General features: G+C 44.7%; 9 protein-coding genes. All 9 read left to right on the top strand.

Annotation, left to right across the window (positions count from 1 at the left end; translation table 11 throughout):
* Positions 1-200 (top strand): major capsid protein (locus CS919_RS11080; protein WP_001712343.1); only part of this gene is annotated, 200 nt, incomplete at its 5' end.
* A 110-nt stretch (positions 201-310) separates the two neighbouring features.
* Positions 311-838, top strand: coding sequence for a hypothetical protein (locus CS919_RS11085; RefSeq protein WP_000487867.1), 528 nt, complete (start codon positions 311-313; stop codon positions 836-838).
* An 8-nt stretch (positions 839-846) separates the two neighbouring features.
* Positions 847-1,833: a Minor spike protein gene (locus tag CS919_RS11090; protein WP_000466547.1), complete on the top strand. Its 987-nt coding sequence runs from the start codon at positions 847-849 to the stop codon at positions 1,831-1,833.
* 36 nt (positions 1,834-1,869) lie between these two features.
* Positions 1,870-3,438, top strand: coding sequence for a replication endonuclease (locus CS919_RS11095; protein WP_001134933.1), 1,569 nt, complete (start codon positions 1,870-1,872; stop codon positions 3,436-3,438).
* Positions 3,371-3,523: a hypothetical protein gene (locus CS919_RS11100; protein WP_435988044.1), complete on the top strand. Its 153-nt coding sequence runs from the start codon at positions 3,371-3,373 to the stop codon at positions 3,521-3,523. Before CS919_RS11095 ends, CS919_RS11100 begins: the two co-directional genes overlap by 68 nt.
* Positions 3,456-3,695: a phage DNA packaging protein C gene (locus tag CS919_RS11105; RefSeq protein ID WP_016670801.1), complete on the top strand. Its 240-nt coding sequence runs from the start codon at positions 3,456-3,458 to the stop codon at positions 3,693-3,695. Before CS919_RS11100 ends, CS919_RS11105 begins: the two co-directional genes overlap by 68 nt.
* Positions 3,692-4,150 (top strand): scaffolding protein D, encoded by a 459-nt coding sequence (locus tag CS919_RS11110; RefSeq protein WP_000084700.1) that lies wholly within the window; start codon positions 3,692-3,694, stop codon positions 4,148-4,150. Before CS919_RS11105 ends, CS919_RS11110 begins: the two co-directional genes overlap by 4 nt.
* Positions 4,150-4,266 (top strand): phage DNA packaging protein J, encoded by a 117-nt coding sequence (locus CS919_RS11115; protein ID WP_000033471.1) that lies wholly within the window; start codon positions 4,150-4,152, stop codon positions 4,264-4,266. Before CS919_RS11110 ends, CS919_RS11115 begins: the two co-directional genes overlap by 1 nt.
* A 36-nt stretch (positions 4,267-4,302) precedes the next feature.
* Positions 4,303-5,513 (top strand): major capsid protein (locus CS919_RS11120; protein ID WP_084172797.1); only part of this gene is annotated, 1,211 nt, incomplete at its 3' end.

Raw genomic sequence — 5,513 nt, forward strand, 5'->3', positions numbered from 1 at the left:
CTTATCACCTTCTTGAAGGCTTCCCATTCATTCAGGAACCGCCTTCTGGTGATTTGCAAGAACGCGTACTTATTCGCCACCATGATTATGACCAGTGTTTCCAGTCCGTTCAGTTGTTGCAGTGGAATAGTCAGGTTAAATTTAATGTGACCGTTTATCGCAATCTGCCGACCACTCGCGATTCAATCATGACTTCGTGATAAAAGATTGAGTGTGAGGTTATAACGCCGAAGCGGTAAAAATTTTAATTTTTGCCGCTGAGGGGTTGACCAAGCGAAGCGCGGTAGGTTTTCTGCTTAGGAGTTTAATCATGTTTCAGACTTTTATTTCTCGCCATAATTCAAACTTTTTTTCTGATAAGCTGGTTCTCACTTCTGTTACTCCAGCTTCTTCGGCACCTGTTTTACAGACACCTAAAGCTACATCGTCAACGTTATATTTTGATAGTTTGACGGTTAATGCTGGTAATGGTGGTTTTCTTCATTGCATTCAGATGGATACATCTGTCAACGCCGCTAATCAGGTTGTTTCTGTTGGTGCTGATATTGCTTTTGATGCCGACCCTAAATTTTTTGCCTGTTTGGTTCGCTTTGAGTCTTCTTCGGTTCCGACTACCCTCCCGACTGCCTATGATGTTTATCCTTTGGATGGTCGCCATGATGGTGGTTATTATACCGTCAAGGACTGTGTGACTATTGACGTCCTTCCCCGTACGCCGGGCAATAATGTTTATGTTGGTTTCATGGTTTGGTCTAACTTTACCGCTACTAAATGCCGCGGATTGGTTTCGCTGAATCAGGTTATTAAAGAGATTATTTGTCTCCAGCCACTTAAGTGAGGTGATTTATGTTTGGTGCTATTGCTGGCGGTATTGCTTCTGCTCTTGCTGGTGGCGCCATGTCTAAATTGTTTGGAGGCGGTCAAAAAGCCGCCTCCGGTGGCATTCAAGGTGATGTGCTTGCTACCGATAACAATACTGTAGGCATGGGTGATGCTGGTATTAAATCTGCCATTCAAGGCTCTAATGTTCCTAACCCTGATGAGGCCGTCCCTAGTTTTGTTTCTGGTGCTATGGCTAAAGCTGGTAAAGGACTTCTTGAAGGTACGTTGCAGGCTGGCACTTCTGCCGTTTCTGATAAGTTGCTTGATTTGGTTGGACTTGGTGGCAAGTCTGCCGCTGATAAAGGAAAGGATACTCGTGATTATCTTGCTGCTGCATTTCCTGAGCTTAATGCTTGGGAGCGTGCTGGTGCTGATGCTTCCTCTGCTGGTATGGTTGACGCCGGATTTGAGAATCAAAAAGAGCTTACTAAAATGCAACTGGACAATCAGAAAGAGATTGCCGAGATGCAAAATGAGACTCAAAAAGAGATTGCTGGCATTCAGTCGGCGACTTCACGCCAGAATACGAAAGACCAGGTATATGCACAAAATGAGATGCTTGCTTATCAACAGAAGGAGTCTACTGCTCGCGTTGCGTCTATTATGGAAAACACCAATCTTTCCAAGCAACAGCAGGTTTCCGAGATTATGCGCCAAATGCTTACTCAAGCTCAAACGGCTGGTCAGTATTTTACCAATGACCAAATCAAAGAAATGACTCGCAAGGTTAGTGCTGAGGTTGACTTAGTTCATCAGCAAACGCAGAATCAGCGGTATGGCTCTTCTCATATTGGCGCTACTGCAAAGGATATTTCTAATGTCGTCACTGATGCTGCTTCTGGTGTGGTTGATATTTTTCATGGTATTGATAAAGCTGTTGCCGATACTTGGAACAATTTCTGGAAAGACGGTAAAGCTGATGGTATTGGCTCTAATTTGTCTAGGAAATAACCGTCAGGATTGACACCCTCCCAATTGTATGTTTTCATGCCTCCAAATCTTGGAGGCTTTTTTATGGTTCGTTCTTATTACCCTTCTGAATGTCACGCTGATTATTTTGACTTTGAGCGTATCGAGGCTCTTAAACCTGCTATTGAGGCTTGTGGCATTTCTACTCTTTCTCAATCCCCAATGCTTGGCTTCCATAAGCAGATGGATAACCGCATCAAGCTCTTGGAAGAGATTCTGTCTTTTCGTATGCAGGGCGTTGAGTTCGATAATGGTGATATGTATGTTGACGGCCATAAGGCTGCTTCTGACGTTCGTGATGAGTTTGTATCTGTTACTGAGAAGTTAATGGATGAATTGGCACAATGCTACAATGTGCTCCCCCAACTTGATATTAATAACACTATAGACCACCGCCCCGAAGGGGACGAAAAATGGTTTTTAGAGAACGAGAAGACGGTTACGCAGTTTTGCCGCAAGCTGGCTGCTGAACGCCCTCTTAAGGATATTCGCGATGAGTATAATTACCCCAAAAAGAAAGGTATTAAGGATGAGTGTTCAAGATTGCTGGAGGCCTCCACTATGAAATCGCGTAGAGGCTTTGCTATTCAGCGTTTGATGAATGCAATGCGACAGGCTCATGCTGATGGTTGGTTTATCGTTTTTGACACTCTCACGTTGGCTGACGACCGATTAGAGGCGTTTTATGATAATCCCAATGCTTTGCGTGACTATTTTCGTGATATTGGTCGTATGGTTCTTGCTGCCGAGGGTCGCAAGGCTAATGATTCACACGCCGACTGCTATCAGTATTTTTGTGTGCCTGAGTATGGTACAGCTAATGGCCGTCTTCATTTCCATGCGGTGCACTTTATGCGGACACTTCCTACAGGTAGCGTTGACCCTAATTTTGGTCGTCGGGTACGCAATCGCCGCCAGTTAAATAGCTTGCAAAATACGTGGCCTTATGGTTACAGTATGCCCATCGCAGTTCGCTACACGCAGGACGCTTTTTCACGTTCTGGTTGGTTGTGGCCTGTTGATGCTAAAGGTGAGCCGCTTAAAGCTACCAGTTATATGGCTGTTGGTTTCTATGTGGCTAAATACGTTAACAAAAAGTCAGATATGGACCTTGCTGCTAAAGGTCTAGGAGCTAAAGAATGGAACAACTCACTAAAAACCAAGCTGTCGCTACTTCCCAAGAAGCTGTTCAGAATCAGAATGAGCCGCAACTTCGGGATGAAAATGCTCACAATGACAAATCTGTCCACGGAGTGCTTAATCCAACTTACCAAGCTGGGTTACGACGCGACGCCGTTCAACCAGATATTGAAGCAGAACGCAAAAAGAGAGATGAGATTGAGGCTGGGAAAAGTTACTGTAGCCGACGTTTTGGCGGCGCAACCTGTGACGACAAATCTGCTCAAATTTATGCGCGCTTCGATAAAAATGATTGGCGTATCCAACCTGCAGAGTTTTATCGCTTCCATGACGCAGAAGTTAACACTTTCGGATATTTCTGATGAGTCGAAAAATTATCTTGATAAAGCAGGAATTACTACTGCTTGTTTACGAATTAAATCGAAGTGGACTGCTGGCGGAAAATGAGAAAATTCGACCTATCCTTGCGCAGCTCGAGAAGCTCTTACTTTGCGACCTTTCGCCATCAACTAACGATTCTGTCAAAAACTGACGCGTTGGATGAGGAGAAGTGGCTTAATATGCTTGGCACGTTCGTCAAGGACTGGTTTAGATATGAGTCACATTTTGTTCATGGTAGAGATTCTCTTGTTGACATTTTAAAAGAGCGTGGATTACTATCTGAGTCCGATGCTGTTCAACCACTAATAGGTAAGAAATCATGAGTCAAGTTACTGAACAATCCGTACGTTTCCAGACCGCTTTGGCCTCTATTAAGCTCATTCAGGCTTCTGCCGTTTTGGATTTAACCGAAGATGATTTCGATTTTCTGACGAGTAACAAAGTTTGGATTGCTACTGACCGCTCTCGTGCTCGTCGCTGCGTTGAGGCTTGCGTTTATGGTACGCTGGACTTTGTAGGATACCCTCGCTTTCCTGCTCCTGTTGAGTTTATTGCTGCCGTCATTGCTTATTATGTTCATCCCGTCAACATTCAAACGGCCTGTCTCATCATGGAAGGCGCTGAATTTACGGAAAACATTATTAATGGCGTCGAGCGTCCGGTTAAAGCCGCTGAATTGTTCGCGTTTACCTTGCGTGTACGCGCAGGAAACACTGACGTTCTTACTGACGCAGAAGAAAACGTGCGTCAAAAATTACGTGCAGAAGGAGTGATGTAATGTCTAAAGGTAAAAAACGTTCTGGCGCTCGCCCTGGTCGTCCGCAGCCGTTGCGAGGTACTAAAGGCAAGCGTAAAGGCGCTCGTCTTTGGTATGTAGGTGGTCAACAATTTTAATTGCAGGGGCTTCGGCCCCTTACTTGAGGATAAATTATGTCTAATATTCAAACTGGCGCCGAGCGTATGCCGCATGACCTTTCCCATCTTGGCTTCCTTGCTGGTCAGATTGGTCGTCTTATTACCATTTCAACTACTCCGGTTATCGCTGGCGACTCCTTCGAGATGGACGCCGTTGGCGCTCTCCGTCTTTCTCCATTGCGTCGTGGCCTTGCTATTGACTCTACTGTAGACATTTTTACTTTTTATGTCCCTCATCGTCACGTTTATGGTGAACAGTGGATTAAGTTCATGAAGGATGGTGTTAATGCCACTCCTCTCCCGACTGTTAACACTACTGGTTATATTGACCATGCCGCTTTTCTTGGCACGATTAACCCTGATACCAATAAAATCCCTAAGCATTTGTTTCAGGGTTATTTGAATATCTATAACAACTATTTTAAAGCGCCGTGGATGCCTGACCGTACCGAGGCTAACCCTAATGAGCTTAATCAAGATGATGCTCGTTATGGTTTCCGTTGCTGCCATCTCAAAAACATTTGGACTGCTCCGCTTCCTCCTGAGACTGAGCTTTCTCGCCAAATGACGACTTCTACCACATCTATTGACATTATGGGTCTGCAAGCTGCTTATGCTAATTTGCATACTGACCAAGAACGTGATTACTTCATGCAGCGTTACCATGATGTTATTTCTTCATTTGGAGGTAAAACCTCTTATGACGCTGACAACCGTCCTTTACTTGTCATGCGCTCTAATCTCTGGGCATCTGGCTATGATGTTGATGGAACTGACCAAACGTCGTTAGGCCAGTTTTCTGGTCGTGTTCAACAGACCTATAAACATTCTGTGCCGCGTTTCTTTGTTCCTGAGCATGGCACTATGTTTACTCTTGCGCTTGTTCGTTTTCCGCCTACTGCGACTAAAGAGATTCAGTACCTTAACGCTAAAGGTGCTTTGACTTATACCGATATTGCTGGCGACCCTGTTTTGTATGGCAACTTGCCGCCGCGTGAAATTTCTATGAAGGATGTTTTCCGTTCTGGTGATTCGTCTAAGAAGTTTAAGATTGCTGAGGGTCAGTGGTATCGTTATGCGCCTTCGTATGTTTCTCCTGCTTATCACCTTCTTGAAGGCTTCCCATTCATTCAGGAACCGCCTTCTGGTGATTTGCAAGAACGCGTACTTATTCGCCACCATGATTATGACCAGTGTTTCCAGTCCGTTCAGTTGTTGCAGTGGAA

This window comes from Corynebacterium dentalis (assembly GCF_900232865.1).
Taxonomy (GTDB): Bacteria; Actinomycetota; Actinomycetes; order Mycobacteriales; family Mycobacteriaceae; genus Corynebacterium; species Corynebacterium dentalis.